The organism is uncultured Pigmentiphaga sp., from assembly GCF_937950555.1.
Classification (GTDB): domain Bacteria; phylum Pseudomonadota; class Gammaproteobacteria; order Burkholderiales; family Burkholderiaceae_B; genus Pigmentiphaga.
Genome location: NZ_CALFCW010000030.1, coordinates 556,161 through 576,057, shown reverse-complemented (window position 1 = coordinate 576,057; position 19,897 = coordinate 556,161). Strand labels below are relative to the sequence as shown.

General features: G+C 62.9%; 17 protein-coding genes and 1 tRNA gene. 13 read left to right on the top strand and 5 right to left on the bottom strand.

The window, feature by feature from the left end:
- Position 1: 1 nt before the first annotated feature.
- Complete coding sequence (locus Q0319_RS09235; protein WP_296466600.1) at positions 2-988, bottom strand: tripartite tricarboxylate transporter substrate binding protein; 987 nt, start codon at positions 986-988, stop codon at positions 2-4.
- A gap of 151 nt (positions 989-1,139) precedes the next feature.
- Here Q0319_RS09235 and Q0319_RS09230 point away from each other — a divergent pair, with 151 nt between their 5' ends.
- From Q0319_RS09230 to Q0319_RS09190, 9 genes are all read left to right on the top strand, one after another.
- A complete protein-coding gene (locus tag Q0319_RS09230; protein WP_299451905.1) occupies positions 1,140-2,441 on the top strand; it encodes a citrate synthase in 1,302 nt (433 codons plus the stop codon).
- A gap of 277 nt (positions 2,442-2,718) precedes the next feature.
- Positions 2,719-4,665: a threonine--tRNA ligase gene (gene thrS, locus Q0319_RS09225; protein ID WP_299451903.1), complete on the top strand. Its 1,947-nt coding sequence runs from the start codon at positions 2,719-2,721 to the stop codon at positions 4,663-4,665.
- Between the two features lie 94 nt (positions 4,666-4,759).
- Positions 4,760-5,308, top strand: coding sequence for a translation initiation factor IF-3 (gene infC / locus Q0319_RS09220; protein WP_296466621.1), 549 nt, complete (start codon positions 4,760-4,762; stop codon positions 5,306-5,308).
- Positions 5,309-5,551: 243 nt separating this feature from the next.
- Positions 5,552-5,749 (top strand): 50S ribosomal protein L35, encoded by a 198-nt coding sequence (gene rpmI, locus Q0319_RS09215; RefSeq protein WP_296466591.1) that lies wholly within the window; start codon positions 5,552-5,554, stop codon positions 5,747-5,749.
- 29 nt (positions 5,750-5,778) lie between these two features.
- Complete coding sequence (gene rplT, locus Q0319_RS09210; RefSeq protein WP_296466588.1) at positions 5,779-6,138, top strand: 50S ribosomal protein L20; 360 nt, start codon at positions 5,779-5,781, stop codon at positions 6,136-6,138.
- 220 nt (positions 6,139-6,358) lie between these two features.
- Positions 6,359-7,378, top strand: a complete 1,020-nt coding sequence (gene pheS, locus Q0319_RS09205; RefSeq protein ID WP_299451901.1) for a phenylalanine--tRNA ligase subunit alpha — start codon at positions 6,359-6,361, stop codon at positions 7,376-7,378.
- Between the two features lie 10 nt (positions 7,379-7,388).
- Complete coding sequence (gene pheT, locus Q0319_RS09200; protein ID WP_296466582.1) at positions 7,389-9,800, top strand: phenylalanine--tRNA ligase subunit beta; 2,412 nt, start codon at positions 7,389-7,391, stop codon at positions 9,798-9,800.
- 17 nt (positions 9,801-9,817) lie between these two features.
- The gene (locus Q0319_RS09195; RefSeq protein ID WP_296466580.1) at positions 9,818-10,216 is read left to right on the top strand and encodes an integration host factor subunit alpha; all 399 of its coding nucleotides are present in this window, start codon (positions 9,818-9,820) and stop codon (positions 10,214-10,216) included.
- 8 nt (positions 10,217-10,224) lie between these two features.
- The gene (locus Q0319_RS09190) at positions 10,225-10,632 is read left to right on the top strand and encodes a MerR family transcriptional regulator (RefSeq protein ID WP_296466577.1); all 408 of its coding nucleotides are present in this window, start codon (positions 10,225-10,227) and stop codon (positions 10,630-10,632) included.
- 428 nt (positions 10,633-11,060) lie between these two features.
- Here Q0319_RS09190 and Q0319_RS09185 read toward each other — a convergent pair.
- Positions 11,061-11,137, bottom strand: a tRNA-Pro gene (locus tag Q0319_RS09185).
- Between the two features lie 430 nt (positions 11,138-11,567).
- On the opposite strand from Q0319_RS09185, the gene Q0319_RS09180 reads away from it, so the two are divergent.
- From Q0319_RS09180 to fabA, 4 genes are all read left to right on the top strand, one after another.
- Entirely contained in the window at positions 11,568-13,490 is a 1,923-nt protein-coding gene (locus Q0319_RS09180) for a PrkA family serine protein kinase (protein ID WP_296467737.1), read from the top strand.
- 11 nt (positions 13,491-13,501) lie between these two features.
- A complete protein-coding gene (locus Q0319_RS09175; RefSeq protein WP_296467713.1) occupies positions 13,502-14,761 on the top strand; it encodes a YeaH/YhbH family protein in 1,260 nt (419 codons plus the stop codon).
- Complete coding sequence (locus Q0319_RS09170; protein WP_296467715.1) at positions 14,758-16,287, top strand: SpoVR family protein; 1,530 nt, start codon at positions 14,758-14,760, stop codon at positions 16,285-16,287. The genes Q0319_RS09175 and Q0319_RS09170 overlap by 4 nt, the downstream gene beginning before the upstream one ends.
- Before the next feature lie 173 nt (positions 16,288-16,460).
- On the top strand, positions 16,461-16,976 hold the full coding sequence (gene fabA, locus Q0319_RS09165; RefSeq protein ID WP_296467717.1) for a 3-hydroxyacyl-[acyl-carrier-protein] dehydratase FabA: 516 nt from the start codon (positions 16,461-16,463) through the stop codon (positions 16,974-16,976).
- A 78-nt stretch (positions 16,977-17,054) separates the two neighbouring features.
- Here fabA and Q0319_RS09160 read toward each other — a convergent pair whose 3' ends face one another.
- From Q0319_RS09160 to Q0319_RS09150, 3 genes are read right to left on the bottom strand one after another with little or no spacing between them, the layout of a single operon-like run.
- The gene (locus tag Q0319_RS09160) at positions 17,055-18,011 is read right to left on the bottom strand and encodes a sterol desaturase family protein (RefSeq protein WP_296467719.1); all 957 of its coding nucleotides are present in this window, start codon (positions 18,009-18,011) and stop codon (positions 17,055-17,057) included.
- On the bottom strand, positions 17,998-18,801 hold the full coding sequence (locus Q0319_RS09155; RefSeq protein WP_296467721.1) for a polysaccharide deacetylase family protein: 804 nt from the start codon (positions 18,799-18,801) through the stop codon (positions 17,998-18,000). Before Q0319_RS09155 ends, Q0319_RS09160 begins: the two co-directional genes overlap by 14 nt.
- Positions 18,785-19,705, bottom strand: a complete 921-nt coding sequence (locus Q0319_RS09150; protein WP_296467739.1) for a beta-propeller fold lactonase family protein — start codon at positions 19,703-19,705, stop codon at positions 18,785-18,787. The genes Q0319_RS09155 and Q0319_RS09150 overlap by 17 nt, the downstream gene beginning before the upstream one ends.
- Positions 19,706-19,897: the final 192 nt, after the last annotated feature.

Here is a 19,897-nt window from a genome sequence, read left to right as displayed (position 1 = left end):
GCTACTCCAGTTTGATGCCGGCACGCTTGGCCAGCTCGCCGTACATCGCCAGATCTTTGTCGACCTGTTGCCCCATGCCGTCCGCCCCCAACGCGTCGACCTCGTAATAGCGCGCCTGGAACTCCTGCTTCAGCTTTGGATCCTTGAGCGTGGCCAGCACTGCCTGCTCGATGCGGGCGCGCACGTCGGGCGGCGTCGCCGCCGGCGCGAACAGGCCGAACCACACCGAGATGTCCAGGTTCTTGAATTCCGGCGTCTCGGCCAGCGCCGGTACCTCGGGCATGAATGACAGCCGTTTGCCCGAGGCCACCGCGAGCAGCCGCAGCTTGCCTGTCTTGGCATGAGGTGCCATGTTGGGAATGGTGCTGAACAGAATGGGTACCTGGTTGCCGAGTGCATCGCTGATGGCGGGCGCGCAGCCGTTGTACGGAACGTGCACCATGTCGACCTTGGCCGACTGCTTGAAGGCTTCGCCGGCGAAGTGCTGCGGTGAACCATTGCCGCAGGACGAGTAGTTGGCCTTGCCCGGATTGTCCCGGACGTGCCGCACCAGCTCTGCGGTCGTCTTGGCCGGCAAGCCGCTGTTCACGCCCACCGCTACCGGGGAGGAAACCAACATCGCGACGGGTTGCAAGTCTTTCTTGACGTCGTAGCCCTGCGTGAAGTTCAGCGCCGCATTGATCGTCATGGTGCTGTTCGTCAGCAGCAGGGTATGACCGTCTGCCGGTGCGCGTGCGACGTGGTTGGCGCCGATGTTGCCCGAAGCTCCTGCACGGTTGTCGACAATCACCGGCTGGCCGTTCAAGTGAGGGCCGAGATTGGTCGCGAGCATGCGTGCCACAGTGTCGGCGCCGCCGCCCGCCTGGAACGGCACGACGATGGTGATGGGGCGGGAAGAAGAGGGGCCGGTCTGGGCGAACAGCGGCGCGGCAAAGCCGCCTACAACAAGTAAAGCCAAGGCCGCCCGGCCCGCGAAGCGTTGGATCATGACGTGTCTCCTGTACCTTGCCGGGATGCGTGGAACCGGCATTCTTCGATGTGGCAATGCGGGATGGCGAAAAGTTTATGGATCGATTTACGTCGATTCAATCTCGATTGCATAATCGATATATTGTCTCTTTCACCCGCGGCGTGTCTTCGTGAACCTATCAGATCCCATTGTCGACGCGTGGTCTGCCGGCGGCGTCGTCGACGCCAAGGAAGCGTGCCGCATCCTCGGCATCAAGGCGGCTACGCTCTACACCTATGTGAGCCGGGGCATGCTGCATCCCGTCGCCCAACCCGGCCGGAAAAGACGGCTGTACTTGCGCGACGAAATAGAGGGCCTGCGCAGCCGCAGCCTGGCCCGGGCAGGGCACGGGGCCGTGGCTGCCAGTGCACTCCAGTGGGGCCAGCCGGTGATCGACACCGGCATTACCGAAATCACGCCCGACGGGCCGCGGTACCGCGGCCGGCTCGCCGCCGAACTGGTGGAGTATCCCGGCGCATTCGAAAACGTGGCGGAACTGCTCTGGACGGGCATTCTTCCAAACGGCCCGGGCACTTGGCCGGCAGAGCCGCTGCCTGCGGAGAGCGCGGCCCGGCTGCGTGCACTGATGGCCGGCCTGGGCGAGGCGCCCGGCATGATCCGGGCGTTCCAAGCCGTGGCGCTTGCGCTAGGTGGCAAGTCGGTAGACGAGGAGGTGCGCCACGGCGCACCGATCACCGCAGCCAAGCAACTCGTGCAGGCCTTCGCCGGCTGCTGCAGCCTGCTGTCGGCGCGGCGGCGCTACCGTGCGCCAACGGGCGACAAGCCGCTGGCGCAGCACGTGGCCGAGGCGCTTGGCCACGCTCCCGTGCCGGAACTAGTCAAGGCCGTCAATGCGATGCTGATACTGAGCGCCGACCACGAACTGTCTCCGCCTACGTTCAGCGCGCGCATCGCTGCCTCCGTAGGCGCCGAGCTCCATGCCTGCGTAGGGGCCGCCTTGGCAGTGCTCTCCGGGTCGGGGCTGGCGGGCGGGTGCGATCGGATCGAAGACACCTTGGCCGGGATCCGGACGCGCGCCCAACTCGATGCGTGGGTCTCGCAAGTGATGCGCGACCGCGCGCGATCCTGGGCCTTCGGCATCGGGTCGTATCCCCAGGGCGATCCGCGGGCAAAACAATTGATTCGCATGGCGCGTGAGCATCCTCGCCCAACCCGGCGCGCGGAAATGCTGTTCCGCTTCCTCGAGGCCGTCCAATCGGAGGTCGGCGTTCCGCCCCGCATCGAGCTGGGCCTGGTCGCCCTCTGTTCCGCCTGGGACCTGCCGGCCGGCAGTGCGGGCGCACTATGGGCCATGGGGCGCACCGCGGGATGGGTCGCCCATGCGCTCGAGCAGCGGCTGAACGGTTTTTTCCTCCGGCCCCGCGGGCAGTTCCACCCTGTCCCACAGGGGGGTGCTGTGCTAAAATCGTGAGCAACATCCATGCAGCCAAAGCAAACCAAGGACGAATCGCGCATGCGCGTTCCTTCTCTGCACGAACGAACTACCACGGGGAACATCGCCGGCTAGCCGCGTGGGTTTCCTGCATCGCATCGTCCTGTCCGCCGGGCCCTGCCCGGAACCCTGCAGAATGCAAGAACGCGGCCCCGATGCCGCGTTTTTTTATGTTGCCGAGCTCGCTGCTTCGCGCGTCGCGGCGAGCGACGGTATTTGTCGGCGCGCGCCGTGTTTCATTTTCGAGGTCGCATCAATGATCAAGGTAACGCTGCCCGATGGTTCCCAGCGTGAGTTTCCGGCTCCCGTCACGGTGGCCGACGTCGCCGCATCCATCGGCGCCGGGCTGGCCAAGGCCGCGCTGGCCGGCCGGATCACGTACGAAGGCAGCGAACCCACGCTGGTCGACACCAGCCATACGATCGAGCGCGATGCCAGCCTCGCCATCATCACCGCGAAGGACCCTGAGGGGCTGGACCTCATCCGCCACTCCACGGCCCACCTGCTGGCTTACGCGGTCAAGTCGCTGTATCCGGAGGCCCAGGTCACCATCGGCCCGGTGATCGAGAACGGCTTCTACTACGACTTCGCCTATTCTCGCCCCTTCACGCCGGAAGACTTGGCGGCCATCGAAAACAAGATGCTGGAGCTCGCCAAGAAGGACGAAGTCGTGACGCGCGAAGAGTGGAACCGCGACGACGCCGTGGCGTTCTTCAATTCGATCGGCGAGAAATACAAGGCCGAGATCATTGCCTCGATCCCCGCCGGCGAGAAGATTACGCTTTACCGGGAAGGCGACTTCGTCGACCTGTGCCGCGGGCCGCACGTCCCGTCCACTGGCAAGCTCAAAGTCTTCAAGCTGATGAAGGTGGCCGGCGCCTACTGGCGCGGCGACAGCAAGAATGAAATGCTCCAGCGCATCTACGGCACGGCTTGGGCGAAGAAGGAAGACCAGGATGCCTACCTGAAGATGCTGGAGGAGGCCGAGAAGCGCGACCACCGCAAGCTCGGCCGCGAACTCGACCTGTTCCATTTCCAGGACGAGGCGCCAGGCCTGGTGTTCTGGCACCCCAAGGGCTGGACCATCTGGCAGCAGGTCGAACAATACGTGCGCGGGGTTTATCGGGAGAGCGGCTACCAAGAGGTCAAGGCGCCGCAGATCCTCGACCGGTCGCTCTGGGAAAAGACGGGGCACTGGGAAAACTACCGCGAGAACATGTTCACGACGGAGTCCGAAAACCGCTACTACGCGCTCAAGCCCATGAACTGCCCGGGGCACGTGCAGATCTTCCGGGCCAACCTGCGCTCGTACCGGGATCTCCCGCTGCGCTACGGGGAGTTCGGCCAATGCCACCGGAACGAGCCTTCCGGGGCGCTGCACGGCATGATGCGGGTGCGCGGCTTTACGCAGGACGACGGCCACATTTTCTGCACCGAGGACCAAATCCTCGATGAATGCGTAGCGTTTACATCTCAGTTGCAGCGTGTCTACCGCGACTTCGGCTTTACGGACATCCTCTACAAGGTCGCGACGCGCCCGGAACACCGCATCGGCTCGGACGAAGTCTGGGACAAGGCCGAGCACGCCCTGATGGAAAGCCTGCGCCGCTCCGGCTGCGAGTACGAAATCAGCCCGGGAGACGGGGCCTTCTACGGACCGAAGATCGAGTACACGCTCAAGGACGCCCTCGGCCGCCACTGGCAGTGTGGCACCATCCAGGTGGATTTCTCCATGCCCGGCCGCCTGGGCGCCGAATACGTCGACCAAAACGACCAGCGCGTCACCCCGGTGATGCTGCACCGTGCCATCCTCGGATCCATGGAGCGCTTCATCGGAATGCTGATCGAGCATTTTGGCGGCGCGATGCCCCCCTGGCTGGCCCCGGTGCAGGCCGTGGTGTGCAGTATTTCGGAGGCCACCGCCGAATATGCGCAGAGTGTGGCGCAAACCTTGAAAAAACAAGGGTTTAGGGTGGAAGCAGATTTGCGCGGCGAAAAGATCACCTATAAAATCCGGGAGCACAGCTTGCAAAAAGTTCCCTATATCCTCGTCGTAGGTGAAAAAGAACGGCAAGCTGCATCGGTGGCCGTACGCGCCCGCGGCGGCATCGACCTCGGGGTGCTCCCGCTCGATGCTTTCTCGTCGCGGCTCGCAGCCGACGTGGCCGAACGCCGGAATGTCGAGGCGCCCGCCAAATCGTAACGAGGGCAGGCGTCCGTTCCGGGCATGGTCCATGCTGGCGGCGGGGCAGTTCCGCCGCGGGCGGCCGTTTTAATCAAATTCAGGAGTTTCAGACATCGCTACCGACAAGCCGAATCGCATCAATGGTGAAATCACTGCACCGGAGGTGCGCCTGATTGGGGTCGACGGCGAACAGCTTGGCATCGTCAAGCTGGCCGAAGCAGTTAGGCTTTCCGAGCAGCATGATGTTGACCTGGTCGAAATTGCCCCGAACGCGCAGCCTCCGGTCTGCCGCTTGATGGACTACGGCAAGTTCAAGTACCAGGAGCAAAAGCGTCAGCACGAAGCCAAGCTCAAGCAAAAAATCATCCAGGTCAAGGAAGTCAAGTTCCGGCCTGGAACCGACGAGGGCGACTACCAGGTCAAGCTGCGCAACCTGCGCCGCTTCCTGGAAGAGGGCGATAAGGCCAAGGTGACGCTGCGGTTCCGCGGGCGTGAAATGGCGCACCAGGAGCTCGGCATGCGGGTCCTGGAGCGCGTGCGTGACGACCTGGGCGAGATCAGCGCGGTCGAAGCCATGCCCAAGCTGGAAGGCCGCCAGATGGTCATGGTGCTGGCTCCGAAGAAAAAGCCCGCCAGCCCCGGCAAGGGCACTGGGGATTAACGCGGTATAATCTACGGTTTTCCAGAATGTGCACGGGTTCCCGTGCACGCTGGCGAAGCTCGGCGCGAAAGTCCTGGCGGCGAGCAATCCGGTTCCCGGCAACGCTTTCAAATTCGTGTGCGGCGCTGCGCCGCCGCGGTGCGCGTCCGGGGGACGGGACAGGTAAAACAAGTGAATGCGGGTCGTCAAGTCCGGCAGCAGCAGCCGGCACCCGTGAGCATGTAAACGCAACAGGAAGCAGTCATGCCTAAGATGAAGACCAAGAAAAGCGCCGCCAAGCGCTTTAAGGTCCGCGGTAGCGGTTCCATCAAGCGGGGCCAGGCGTTCAAGCGCCACATCCTCACCAAGAAAACGACCAAGAACAAGCGTCAGTTGCGCGGCTCCGCCGCGGTCCACGAGGCCGATGTGAAGGCCGTGCGGGCAATGATGCCGTTTGCCTGAACCCAACCCGCTGATATTGGAGTTTTCAAATGCCTAGAGTCAAACGTGGGGTAACCGCCCGGGCCCGTCACAAGAAAGTCATCAGCGCGGCCAAGGGTTATCGCGGCCGCCGCGGCAACGTATTCCGCGTCGCCAAGCAAGCGGTCATGCGCGCCGGCCAATACGCCTATCGCGACCGCCGCGCCAAGAAGCGCACCTTCCGTGCCCTGTGGATCACCCGTATCAACGCTGCCGTCCGCGAGCACGGCGTGTCCTACAGCGTGTTCATGGCCGGCCTGAAGAAAGCGGCGATCGACCTCGACCGCAAGGTCCTGGCCGACCTGGCTGTGCGCGACAAGGCGGGCTTTGCCGCGATCGTGCAACAAGTCAAGAACGCCCTGGCAGCCTGAACTCGCATCGCTGAGCGCCGGTCCGGCCCGTAAGCCGGAAGCGGCGGTAAGCTAGGAGTGCAACACCCGAACGGGGCTTCTTCGAAGCCCCGTTCGTGTTTTTGCCGGCAGGGCGCCCACGGGACTTCGCACCGCAACCTAGGCCGCCTTGCCGCGATGGGCAGCCAGCGCCGAAGGGTTTTGCAGCGCCTCTTTTTCCTCTTATCGATACGAATCCGCCATGTCCCAGAATCTGGACGAACTGATACGCCAAGCCGGGGAGGCCTTCGCGGCCGCGTCGGATCCCAACGCGCTCGAGAACGAGAAAGCCCGGTTTCTGGGTAAGCAGGGCGCCCTGACGGCGCTGCTCAAGGGGCTCGCGAGCCTGGCTCCCGAACAGAAGCGCACGGAAGGGGCCCGCATCAACGAAGCGAAGGCCAAGATCGAGAGCCTGCTCAACGAGCGGCGCCAGGCATTGGCCGACGCCAAGCTCGCGGCACGACTGGCGGAGGAGACCATCGACGTGACGCTGCCCGGCCGCGGACGCGGCATAGGCGGCATCCATCCGGTCATCCGCACCTGGGAGCGCATCGAACAGATTTTCCGGTCCATCGGCTTCGACGTAGCAGACGGTCCCGAAGTGGAGAACGACTGGACCAACTTCACCGCGCTCAACAACCCGGAGAACCATCCGGCGCGCTCCATGCAAGATACGTTCTACGTCGACATGAAGGACGCGCAGGGACTGCCCCTGCTGCTGCGCACGCACACCAGTCCCATGCAGGTACGGTATGCGCGCGCCCACAAGCCGCCCATCAAGGTCATTGCCCCGGGCCGGACCTACCGCGTAGACAGCGACGCCACGCATTCGCCCATGTTCCACCAGGTCGAGGGCCTGTGGATCGACGAAAACATCTCGTTCGCCGACCTCAAGGGCGTCTATACGGATTTTCTGCGCGCGTTTTTCGAGACCGACGACCTGGTGCTGCGTTTCCGGCCGTCCTTCTTCCCGTTCACCGAACCTTCGGCGGAAATCGACATGATGTTCACCTCGGGCCCGAACAAAGGCCGCTGGCTGGAAATCTCCGGCTCGGGCCAGGTGCATCCGACCGTCGTGCGCAACTTCGGCCTCGATCCGGAACGCTACATCGGCTTTGCCTTCGGCTCGGGCCTGGAGCGCTTGACCATGCTGCGGTATGGCGTCAACGACCTGAGGCAGTTCTTCGAAGGCGATCTGCGTTTCCTCAAGCAATTCAACTGATGGGCTAGTCATGCAATTTCCCGAATCCTGGTTGCGGTCGCTGACCAACCCCGCCATTTCGACTCACGAACTGGCTCATCAATTGACCATGGCCGGCCTCGAGGTCGAGGAAACGGCTCCCGTGGCCCCCGAGTTCAGCGGGGTCGTCGTGGCCCAGGTGCTATCGGTGGAGCCGCACCCCAACGCCGACAAGCTGCGAGTTTGCAAGGTCGACGCTGGACAGGGGGAACCGCTGCAGATCGTGTGCGGCGCTCCCAACGTGGCGACCGGCATGAAAGTACCGCTCGCGACCGTCGGCGCGAAACTGCCGGGCGGCATCAAGATCGGCGTCGCCAAGATGCGCGGCGTGGAATCGTTCGGCATGTTGTGTTCGGCGCGCGAGCTGGGACTCTCGCAAGACCACGCAGGCCTGCTCGATCTCGGCCCCGACGCCAAGGTCGGCGTGCCGGTGCGCGAATGGCTGCAGCTCGACGACACCCTCTTCACCCTCAAGCTGACGCCCAACAAGGCGGACTGCCTGTCCGTGCTCGGCGTGGCCCGCGAAGTGGCAGCCCTCACCGGCGCCCCCTTGGAGGCGCCCCGCCTGGAGCCCGTGCCGGTCACCATCGACGATCGCGTGCCTGTGACCGTGCATGCGCCGGACCTCTGCGGGCGTTACGTCGGCCGGGTGATCCGGGGCGTCGATGCCAGCGCACCCACGCCGGATTGGATACGCCGCAGGCTCGAGCGGTCGGGCCAACGCTCCATCTCCGCCCTGGTCGATATTTCCAACTACGTGATGCTGGAATTGGGGCGCCCGAGCCACGTGTTCGACCTCGCCAAAGTCCACGGCGGCCTGCACGTGCGGTGGGGCCGCCCCGGAGAGAAGATCCTGCTGTTGAACGGCCAAACGGTGGAGGTGGACGGCTCGGTCGGCGTCATCGCCGACGACAACGGCCCGGAATGCCTGGCCGGCATCATGGGCGGCGAAGCGACGTCCGTCTCGACCGAGACCCGCGACATCTACATCGAGGCGGCATTCTGGTGGCCCGCCGCCATCGCGGGCCGCGCGCGCCGCTATAACTTCAGCACTGATGCCAGCCATCGCTTCGAGCGCGGCGTGGACTACGCGAATATTCCCGCCGACCTCGAATACCTGACCAGCCTCATCGTGCAGGTCTGCGGCGGGCAAGTCGGTCCCGTCGACGACCAAGTCGTGAATCTTCCCGAACGCAAGCCGGTGCGCCTGCGGGTCGAGCGCTGCCACAAGGTGCTCGGGGTGCCCGTGCCGGAAGAAGAGATCGCCAGCATTTTTACGCGCCTGGGCCTGCCTTTCGTGCGCGAGCCGGGCGCTTTCGTCGTCACGCCTCCGTCCTTCCGCTTCGACATCGAAATCGAGGAGGACCTGATCGAGGAGGTGGCACGCATCTATGGTTTCGAACGGATACCCGACGTGCCGCCCGTGGCGCGGGCGAAGGTCCGTGCGCCGAAGGAAGAGCGTCGCTCTTTCCACGACCTGCGCCACCTCATGGCGGCGCTCGACTACCAAGAAGTCATCAATTTCAGCTTCGTGGAAGCGGAGTGGGAGCGCGACTATGCGGGCAACCCGGACCCGATCCGCTTGCTCAACCCCATCGCCAGCCAGTTGTCGGTCATGCGCAGTAGCCTGATCGGCGGATTGGTGGCGAACGCGCAATACAACGTCAACCGCAAGATTTCCCGCGTGCGCGTGTTCGAGCTGGGGCGCGTGTTCCGGCGCGATGCCTCCGTAGAAGACGGTCCGCTGGACGTGGCCGGCGTCGCACAACCCATGCGCTTGGCGGCGCTGGCGTATGGCCCGGTCGTCGAAGAGCAGTGGGGTACGCAGACCCGGCAGGTCGATTTTTACGACGTCAAGGCAGATCTCGAAGCCCTGTTGGCCGGCTGCAGCGCGCAGGGGCCGCGCTTCGTGCCCGACCAGCACCCGGCGCTGCATCCTGGCCGCAGCGCCCGCATCGAAATGGACGGCGAAACCATCGGCTGGATAGGGGAGCTGCATCCGCGTTGGGTGCAGCGCGCCGAGCTTCCCCACGCGCCGATCGTATTCGAAGTGGATGCTACGCGGGCCGCGGCACACCCGTTGCCTGCGCTGTCCGAGATCTCGCGCCAACCGGTGGTCATCCGCGACCTGGCCATGTGGGTCCCGGAAGGAGTGCTGGCCCAGCAAATGCTCGATACGGTTCGCAGGGTCGTCGCCTCGGAGCCCGAACTGGCCGTGGTGAAAGATGTACGTCTTTTCGACGTTTGGCGGGATAAGTCCTTGTTAGGAAAGGAAAAAAGCCTTGCCTTCCGATTCTGGCTACAGGATACTTCGGTAACCCTGGACGACGCCCGAGTCGAGTCGTGCCTGGCCCGCATCCGTACCGCGCTGGAAACGGAGCACGGTGCCCGGCTGAGGGTTTAACACCGAGTTCTCCATCCGTGTCTATGCATTCTCTCGTTTCCGACAGCTACGCCCGCCCGGACGCGCTCGCCCCGGGCGTCGAGGCGCCGCAGAACACGCTCGATGCGCGCACCCTGACCAAGGCGGAACTGGCCGACCTCCTGTTCGAGCGCGTAGGCCTCAACAAGCGCGAAGCCAAGGACATGGTCGAGACCTTCTTCGAGGAGATCCGTGACGCGCTAGAGCGCGGAGACGTGGTGAAGCTCTCGGGCTTCGGCAACTTCCAGGTGCGCAACAAACCGCAGCGCCCGGGACGCAATCCCAAGACGGGCGAAGAAATACCGATCGCCGCCCGCCGGGTCGTCACCTTCCATGCGAGCCAGAAACTCAAGAGCATGGTCGAACAAGTCGCGCTGCGCGAACAGAATCGGTCTTGAGAGGTTTTATGGCGCGCATCGAGCCCCCCGTCGTTCTTCCCCCCATTCCTGCGAAACGTTACTTCACCATAGGCGAAGTCAGCGAGCTATGCGGCGTCAAGCCGCACGTGCTGCGCTATTGGGAGCAGGAGTTCACGCAGCTCAAACCCATCAAGCGACGGGGCAATCGCCGCTATTACCAGCACCACGAGGTGCTGCTCATCCGGCGGATTCGCGAACTGCTGTATGAACAGGGTTTCACCATCAGCGGGGCGCGCAACCGCCTGGATGAATCCCGCGGGCAAGTGGAAGAGGCGCCGCAGGTCAAGACCTACCCGATCGAAGAACCGGAGCTGCAGGCCATACGGGCCGAGCTCGCGGACATCGTCAGCATGCTCAAGGCGGCCCAGGAGCATAGCCAGGCGCGATCGGGCTGAGCCCAAGGCGGGCTAGGGCGGCGAGGCTGCCTAGATCAAGCTCAATAGATAGCTCGAAACTGATAGTTTCTGTGCATGACCGTTCGCCCGCAACGCGAACGGTTTTTTCCTGCGCGGCAGGCTGCTGGGCGTAGGGCCGCGCATTCCTTCACCAAAAAGATCATCGCAAAGACGAAAGCGCGGGATCCGTGGGGCAACGTTCCTCATTGTTTTGATTTGCCCGTGTGCAATCGGCCTCCCGCGTAAAGTGCCATCCTGCCATGCCGCCGCCGGCATTCATCGGTGCATTGCGATTGAAACATTCAAGAACAAAATGCGGGGTTAACCCGTTGCCGTAAAAGGCAAGGCTGCAAAGCCAATGAAAAAAGCCCGGCAGCTTGTGGCTACCGGGCTTTGGGTTCCGACTATACGAATCAGGAACTGATGTATGGTCGGGGCGGCGGGATTCGAACTCGCGACCCCTTGCACCCCATGCAAGTGCGCTACCAGGCTGCGCTACGCCCCGAAAGACAAAAATTATAGCAGATTTTTTTCGAGGTGGAAAAGCCTGCTCACGCCCGATTTTGCGTGGAACGATGACCAGCCGCAGCATTAGAAAACACCCTGAATTGCGCTAGCGCGCGGAACTCCGGTCAGCAGAATCGAGCCTTACGAGTGTATACCCCTAGCGGCCTGCGCCAAAAAAATTATCGCGTGCGCAACACAAAGCAGGCCCATCGCGTCGTTGCGCCGTATGATGTTTGCAATGAGGTTACCCAAGGAGACTCTGGAGCAGACATAAACGTGACGAGGCGGGATCGGTAGTTGCTGATTCTCAGCCCCGGACATGCGGGAAATGCATCCGGCAGGAAGAACCGGAGGCCGGCTTGGCCGGCGCTAACAACAACCCAGTTGTGTAGCAGGTTTCATTCACTCGCTGTTGGAGGTTGTCCGTGCTGAATATCGTCGAAGGCTTCAAGGCTCAATACGCCAAGACGCAGGAAACCGAACTTTCTCTCGAGGAGTATCTGGACCTCGCCCGCCGGGATCCCATGACTTACGCGACCGCCGCCGAACGCATGCTCGCAGCGATCGGCGAGCCGGAATTGATCGATACGCGCAACGACCCACGGTTGTCGCGGCTGTTCTCCAACCGCCTCATCCGCCGTTACCCCGCGTTCAAGGAATTCTTTGGCATGGAGGAGGTGATCGACCAGATCGTTTCCTTCTTCAAGCATGCCGCCCAAGGGCTGGAAGAGCGTAAGCAGATCCTCTACCTGCTCGGCCCGGTCGGCGGAGGCAAGTCTTCGATTGCCGAACGCCTCAAGGCGCTGATGGAGGTGCATCCCATTTATGCGCTCAAGGGATCGCCTGTGAACGAATCGCCCTTGGGGCTATTCCACCCAGACCGCTTTGGCGACCGCCTCGAGCAAGAGTACGGCATCCCACGCCGCTACCTGAACGGCATCATGTCGCCTTGGGCGATCAAGCGCCTGAAGGAATTCGACGGCGATATCTCACAATTCCGGGTGGTCCGCCTGCAGCCTTCGGTGTTGCGGCAGATCGCCATCGCCAAGACCGAGCCGGGCGACGAGAACAACCAAGACATCTCTTCGCTGGTTGGCAAGGTGGACATCCGCAAGCTCGACCGCTATTCGCAGGACGATCCCGACGCCTACAGCTATTCGGGGGGCCTGTGCCTGGCCAACCAGGGGTTGCTCGAATTCGTTGAAATGTTCAAGGCGCCCATCAAGATGTTGCACCCCCTGTTGACAGCAACCCAGGAGGGCAACTTCAAGGGCACGGAGGGTTTCTCGGCCATACCCTTCAACGGAATCATTCTTGCGCATTCCAACGAGTCCGAGTGGCAGACCTTTCGCAACAACAAGCACAACGAAGCGTTCCTTGACCGTATCTACATCGTCAAGGTTCCGTACTGCCTGCAGGTTTCCGAAGAGGTCAAGATCTACCGCAAGCTGCTGCAGAACAGCTCGCTCGCGAATGCACCTTGCGCGCCGGGCACGCTCGAGATGATGGCCCAGTTCTCCGTGCTGACCCGGCTGAAGGAGCCCGAAAACTCGAGCATATATTCCAAGCTGCGCGTGTACGACGGCGAAAGCCTCAAGGACGTGGATCCCAAGGCGAAGGTACTGCAGGAATACAAGGATTACGCCGGTACCGACGAGGGGATGACCGGGGTATCGACCCGCTTCGCCTACAAGATTCTTTCCAGCGTCTTCAACTACGACCACACGGAAGTGGCGGCCAACCCCGTGCACCTGATGTACGTGCTAGAACAGCGGATCACCCGCGAGGACTTCCCCGAAGACGTCCGGCGACGCTACCTCGAGCACATCAAGGGCTATCTTGCCCCGCGCTATGCCGAATTCATCGGCAAGGAAATCCAGACGGCGTACCTGGAATCGTATTCGGAGTACGGGCAGAACATCTTCGATCGCTACGTCACCTTTGCGGACTGCTGGATCCAAGACGAAGAGTTCCGCGATCCGGAAACGGGCGAAAGCTTCGACCGGGCAGCACTCAACGCCGAGCTGGAGAAAATCGAAAAACCCGCGGGCATCGCCAACCCCAAGGATTTCCGCAACGAGATCGTGAACTTCGTGTTGCGCGCCCGGGCGAACAACGGCGGACGCAATCCTTCGTGGACCAGCTACGAAAAGCTGCGCGAGGTGATCGAGAAGAAAATGTTCTCCAACACCGAGGACCTGCTCCCGGTCATTTCGTTCAACGCCAAGGCGTCGGCCGAAGACAAGCGCAAGCACGAGAGCTTTGTGGAACGGATGGTCGCAAAAGGCTATACCGAAAAGCAGGTTCGCTTGCTTTGCGAGTGGTACTTGCGGGTGAGGAAGTCTTCGTGAGCTAGGTGAATATGAATTCACTCATCGATAGGCGGCTCAACGGCCGGAATAAGAGCGCTGTCAACCGGGAGCGCTTCATCAGGCGATACAAGGAACAGATCCGCAAGGCAGTCCGCGAGCTGGTCCAGGAGCGGTCCATCGAGGAGATGGATCAAGGCGGGGAAATCAACCTCCCCGCCAAAGACATCTCCGAGCCCGTTTTTCGCTACGGCCGGGGAGGGGACCGCGAGATCGTCCACCCCGGCAACCGCGAGTTCGCCAAAGGCGACAAGATCGAACGGCCGCGCGGCGCGGACGACGGGGATCCCTCCGAACCCGGGGAGGGCGACTCTGTCGACCAGTTTACGTTCAGCTTGTCGCGGGACGAGTTTCTCAACCTATTTTTCGAGGACATGGAGCTTCCCCACCTGGTTCGCACCCAGCTTGGGGAAATCAGCCAGCAGAAATGGCGCCGCGCCGGGTACACCACGACGGGCTCGCCCAGCACGCTGAGTGTATTGCGCACGCTCAAGACATCGCTGTCGCGCCGCATCGCGTTGGGCGGCAGCGAACGCCTGGCGCTCGAAGAAGCGCAACGCAAGCTCGAGGAGGCCCAAGCGCGGGGGGCGCCCGCGACCGAGGTCGAGGCGCTGCGGGAAGAGGTCGAGACGCTCCGTAGCCGGCTCGCGCGGATTCCATTCCTGGACTCGCTCGACTTGCGCTACCGGCACCGGATCGTCGAACCCTCGCCCGTGGCCAGGGCGGTGATGTTTTGCCTCATGGACGTGTCGGGCTCCATGGATGAAAACAAGAAGGACCTGGCCAAGCGTTTCTTTACGCTGCTCTATTTGTTCCTCTCCCGCAAGTACGAGCGGGTGGACCTCGTCTTCGTGCGCCACACCGACAACGCCGAAGAAGTGGACGAAGACACGTTCTTCCACGACCCCAAGAGCGGGGGCACGGTCGTGCTCTCGGCCCTCGAGCTCATGTACAAGATCGTGCAAGAGCGCTATCCGCCCACCACCTGGAACATCTATGCGGCCCAGGCCACCGACGGCGATTCCTTCGGTGCCGACGCCGCCAAGAGCGCCCGATTCCTGTCGGAGCACCTGCTGCCCCTGACTCGCTATTACGCCTACATCGAGATCCCGGACGTGGACGAAATGCGCAAGAGCAGCCTGTGGGCCGAGTATGAGCGCGAGACGGCACCGCATTTCGCCATGCGCCGCATAAGGGAACGACGCGAAATATTCGGGGTGCTGCACGACCTCTTCAAGAAGGAGACCGCATGAGCGTAGCCTTGGAGCGCGAAGCGCCGCCGGGGGCCGTCCAGCCTCTGTCGACTACCTCCGAATGGACCTTCGAACTGATCCAGCGGTATGACGAGGCCATAGGCGAGACGGCGCGGGAGTTCGGGCTCGATACTTACCCGAGCCAGATCGAGATCATCACCTCCGAGCAGATGCTGGATGCCTATGCCTCGGTGGGACTGCCCATCGGCTACCCGCACTGGTCGTACGGCAAGGAATTCATTCGCAACGAGCAAGCCTACCGGCGCGGCGTGCAAGGATTGGCGTACGAAATCGTCATCAACTCCAACCCCTGCATCGCCTACCTCATGGAAGAGAATTCCATGGCGATGCAGGCCTTGGTGATTGCGCACGCGTGCTACGGGCACAACTCGTTCTTCAAGGGGAACTACCTCTTCCGGCAATGGACTGACGCGGAGGGAATGCTGGACTACCTCGTCTTCGCGCGAAACTATGTCATGTCGTGCGAGGAGAAGTACGGCATCGGCCCGGTCGAGGCCACCCTCGACTCCTGCCATGCGCTGATGACCCATGGCGTCGACCGTTATCGACGGCCACACCCGATCTCATACAAGGAAGAGATGCAGCGCCAGGCCGAGCGGGAAGAGTATGCGCGCCAGCAATACAACGATTTATGGCGTACCCTTCCGGCGCGCGACCGCGTCAAGCGCGAGGAAAAGCAAAACGTCTTTCCGCCCGAGCCGGAAGAAAACATCCTGTACTTCATTGAAAAGTACTCGCCGACCTTGGAGCCCTGGCAGAAGGAACTGGTGCGCATCGTGCGCAAGCTCGCCCAGTACTTCTACCCGCAGACCCAGACCAAGATCATGAATGAGGGGTGGGCCACGTTCTGGCATTACACCTTGCTGAACCGGCTGCACGAGAAGGGGCTGGTCACCGACGGCTTCATGATCGAGTTCCTGCAAAGCCACACCAACGTCGTCGCGCAGCGCGGCTTCGACCAGCGGGGCTACGGTGGCATCAACCCCTACGCCCTTGGCTTTGCGATGATGCAGGACATCCGCCGCATTTGCGAGAACCCGACCCCGGAAGACCGCGCGTGGTTCCCGGACATCGCGGGCAGCGATTGGCGCAAGACCCTGGACTTCGCCATGCGCAACTTCAAGGACGAGTCCTTCATCGCGCAGTTCCTGTCGCCGCGGCTGATACGCGAGTTCCGCTTCTTCGCCATCGCCGATCACGAAGACAACCCCTACCTGGAAGTCGAGGCCATACACGACGACGACGGATACCGCCGCGTCAGGCGCCTGCTGGCAGACCAATACAACCGGGACATGCAAGTGCCCGACATCCAGGTGGTCCGCTACAACCGCGACTCGGACCGCTCGCTCGTGCTGCGGCACGTGACCACGCGGGGCAGGCCCCTGCACTCGGAAGATGCGGACCAGGTATTGAAGCACCTCGCCCGGTTGTGGGGCTTCAAGGTCAGGCTCGAAGAGGTCGACGCCCAAGGCAACGTCAAGACCTTCCGCGAACGGGCGCCCTGAGGATAGGCGGCCGGGCGGATCCGCGCCTCGCTGCGGGAGGGGCGTTGCCTCCTTGGACCATGGCTGGTGGCCGCTCAATGCCACGCCCAGCCATGCCGGGGACCGGCCCGTCCCGGAAGGCGACCTCGCGCGCCCGCGCAGCTATAATGGCGGCCTTCTTCCGAGGATCTTACATGCTTGAACAGAATGCCTTCTCCCGCGAGGACCTGCTGCGCTGCGCGCGGGGCGAGTTATTCGGGAAGGGCAATGCCCAGTTGCCGGCCCCCAACATGCTGATGTTGGACCGCATTACCCATATCTCCGACCAAGGCGGCAAATACGGCAAGGGCGAGGTCATCGCCGAGCTGGACATTCATCCTGACCTCTGGTTCTTCAAGTGCCATTTCGAAGGCGACCCGGTCATGCCCGGCTGCCTGGGCCTGGACGCAATGTGGCAGCTGGTCGGCTTCTTCCTGGGCTGGCAGGGCAATCCTGGGCGCGGCCGGGCGTTGGGCGCGGGCGAAGTGAAATTCGTCGGCCAAGTCCTGCCGACCGCCAAGAAGGTCACCTACCACATCGACATCAAGCGGACGATCAACCGCTCGCTCGTGCTGGGCATCGCCGATGGCCGCATGAGCGTGGACGGCCGCGAGATCTACACAGCCGAAGGCCTACGCGTCGGCCTATTCACCTCGACCGACGCCTTCTGACCCGATGCGCCCGGGTGCCGGGCAGGGGGCTGGTGCTGGCGTGGATCCGACGGCCCCCGGCACGACGCCCCTGATTCGCTACGCACGTCCGAATAGCCGCTTGATCCCCAGCCATTGCTGGGAGAAAAAACCGCGTCCGTAGTCCCGGCCACCTCGCTCCGGCAACTGGTCGCTGATTCCCGTGGGGCCATAGTCGCCGTCAAAGCGAGCCGTCCCGAACAAGATGTCCCAGACGGGAAACAACACACTGAAGTTGTAGTTAGCTTCTGGTGCCCCGGCGACCGCGACGGGCGCGATCGCATGGTGGTGACGGTGGAAGCGCGGACCGACCAGCAGGTACTGCCCCAAGCGGCCGAAACTCATGCGTACGTTCGCATGCGAGAGGCTTTCGACCAGCCGCGTGATCAACACGACCGCCACGAACTGCCCGGGCGGCACGCCGATCAGGTGGGACACCAGGACGATGACCAAGTCCCGCAGCAGGTCGCTCAACAAATGATTCCTCTGGTCGGACCACATCGTCATCTGCCGCTGGCTGTGGTGCACGGCATGCAGTGCCCATAGCCAGCTGAACCTGTGCTCGGCCCGGTGGAATGCATAGTCGACGAAGTCGAAGATCAGCAGGTAAAGGATCAGGCTGATCCAGGGCCGGTCGGTCACGCCCGGCCAAAGTTCATCCAGGTGGTAGGGTGCAAAACCCAGGACGTGCAGGGTGCCGAAGAGCCCGTCCAGCAGTGGCCAAATCGTGAAAAAGAGCGCGAGCCTGAATAGGCCGAGCGAGTGGATCAAGGTATACAAGACGTCAAGCCGGACCGCCGTCCGGTCCACGACTTTCTCTACCGGGCGCCAGCGCTGCAGGGGGGCGAACACCGCGAGCATGATCGCCAGTTGCCCCAGGCCGAGGAGCAGCCACATCGTGGCAGCGTAGGCGTCTTCGAGGAGGTTGGCCAATCCTAGGTGAAAAAGCGAGGGCTGCACGAGGGCCTCGAACAGCCATTGCTGCGCGCCCGAAAAAAGATCGCTAAGGATGCTCATTGACGTGATGCGTGCTCAACCAGTCCCGGTAACGCGGATGTTCGGCCAACGTGGCAAAGCATAAGCCTTTCTGCTTCAGGCCTTCGATCAGCGGCTCCAGGACCGCCGGGGCCCAGGGGTCCTGTCGCGACCAGATGCCCAAATGGGCCAACAAGATATCGCCGCTTCGTATATTGCGCAAGGCGCGCTCTAGCAATAGCCGGTTGGGATATTTGTCGCTGGGAAGCTCGTCTCCCAAGAAGCCGGCCGGCGTCCAGCCCACGTGCCGATAGCCGCAACGACGCTCCGCGGCCTCAAGCAGCTTGGACGAGGTCTTGCCGCCCGGCGCACGGAACAGGGGCGACATGGAGCGGCCAGTCATTTCTTTGAAGCGCCGGGCGCTGCGATCCAGCTCGGCGCAATATCCGTCCGCCGTCACGGTCTGGGTACGGCCAGCCCGGGGGCCAAAGGCCGGTTTCATGCGAAACCCTTCAGGCAGGTCCGCCTGCCAATACACGTGGTCGTAGGTGTGCGAACCGAAAACATGGCCTCGCGCGGCCAGCTGCCTCCACCAGGGCGCCCAGCGGTCGTCCAGGCTCGTGCCGCCGTCCAGCGTCGTTTCGTTGGCCAGGAAGAAAGTGGCTTGCACCTGCTGCCGTTCCAATACTTCGGCCACCAGCGGCGCGACGCCCATATGCCCGGTGTCGAATGTCAGGTACACCGGGCGCGAACAATCGGCGGCCTGGGCCGCTGCGGCCAAGAGCAGCGGCGCGAAGGCCGCGACGCGCGCGAACCTACTGCCTCGGGGCATGGGCCAGCGTCCAGACGCCATGGGGGGATCGTCCGACTTTCACCTGGTGCACCACCGCCTTCTTGACGGTGTCGATGACTGTGAGTTTCTTCGCCCACCGCGAAGTCACAAGCAGCGTCTTGCCGTCCGCCAAGACCTCCATGCAATCCGGCCCGCCGGGGGCCGGATAGACGTCGACCACGGCCATGGCCTGCAAGTCGATGCGGCTGATGGTGTTGGCGACCCGATTGCTGACGAAAAGATGGCGTCCGTCCCCTTGGGCGCGGAACGCGTGCGCGCCTGCACCCGTTTCCAGCTTTTTCACCAACTGGGGAGGCGACGCCGCCAGGTCGTAGACCTCCACGTAGCGATCACCGGTCGTTGCTACCAGCAGATAGCGGTCGTCACCCGTGATGAAGACATCGGCCGGCGTCTTGCCGACCGGCATGGTCCACAAGGGGGTCTGGGTAGGGAGATCGATGGCGATCACTTGGTCGCTATCCTGCAGCGTCACGTACAGATTCCGGCTCTTGCTGTCTATGGCAATGTGGCTGGGCGTGCGGCCCGCCGGAATGCGCTTGACCAGCCGGGGCTCGGTCGTGGCGACGGATCCCTCCCATTGGTAAATGTCGATGTGGTCCAAGCGGTTTGCCGCCGTCACGAACCACTTCATGTCGGGCGAGAACCGCAGGTGATAAGGGTCGACGATTCCGGTCAGCGTACGTTGGACGGTTCCGGTGGCCGGATCCAGGAACGTGAGCGAGTCTCCCGCCGCATTGGCCACCAGCAGGGATTTTTCGTCCGGCGTCAGATAAAGATGGTGGGGTTCCTTGCCGGTGGAGATCCGCCGCTTCTCAGAATAGGTCGCGGCATCGAGAATGCTCACGCTGGCGTCGAGCGAGTTGAGCACGACAATGGGCGGCAGCGAAGGGTTCGCCGATGCGCCGTGTGCCGCCGCGCAGAGCCCGAGAGCCCAGGCTGCGCGGACCAATAGCAAGAGTTTCAAGGTTGGAGTTCCGCAGGTGTTACGACTGTCGAGCGCCGGTGCCGCCACGCGGACGGCAAACCGGCCGGAACAGCCGCGAGGGTCCGCATAGTCTAGGCGGCGCGCGGCACT

Bases quoted from the DNA above. Each gene is read 5' to 3' on its own strand.
- Q0319_RS09235 (WP_296466600.1), bottom strand. From the start codon at position 988: ATGATCCAACGCTTCGCGGGCCGGGCGGCCTTGGCTTTACTTGTTGTA.
- thrS (WP_299451903.1), top strand. From the start codon at position 2,719: ATGATCAAGGTAACGCTGCCCGATGGTTCCCAGCGTGAGTTTCCGGCT.
- rpmI (WP_296466591.1), top strand. From the start codon at position 5,552: ATGCCTAAGATGAAGACCAAGAAAAGCGCCGCCAAGCGCTTTAAGGTC.
- rplT (WP_296466588.1), top strand. From the start codon at position 5,779: ATGCCTAGAGTCAAACGTGGGGTAACCGCCCGGGCCCGTCACAAGAAA.
- pheS (WP_299451901.1), top strand. From the start codon at position 6,359: ATGTCCCAGAATCTGGACGAACTGATACGCCAAGCCGGGGAGGCCTTC.
- pheT (WP_296466582.1), top strand. From the start codon at position 7,389: ATGCAATTTCCCGAATCCTGGTTGCGGTCGCTGACCAACCCCGCCATT.
- Q0319_RS09190 (WP_296466577.1), top strand. From the start codon at position 10,225: ATGGCGCGCATCGAGCCCCCCGTCGTTCTTCCCCCCATTCCTGCGAAA.
- Q0319_RS09175 (WP_296467713.1), top strand. From the start codon at position 13,502: ATGAATTCACTCATCGATAGGCGGCTCAACGGCCGGAATAAGAGCGCT.
- Q0319_RS09170 (WP_296467715.1), top strand. From the start codon at position 14,758: ATGAGCGTAGCCTTGGAGCGCGAAGCGCCGCCGGGGGCCGTCCAGCCT.
- fabA (WP_296467717.1), top strand. From the start codon at position 16,461: ATGCTTGAACAGAATGCCTTCTCCCGCGAGGACCTGCTGCGCTGCGCG.
- Q0319_RS09160 (WP_296467719.1), bottom strand. From the start codon at position 18,011: ATGAGCATCCTTAGCGATCTTTTTTCGGGCGCGCAGCAATGGCTGTTC.
- Q0319_RS09155 (WP_296467721.1), bottom strand. From the start codon at position 18,801: ATGCCCCGAGGCAGTAGGTTCGCGCGCGTCGCGGCCTTCGCGCCGCTG.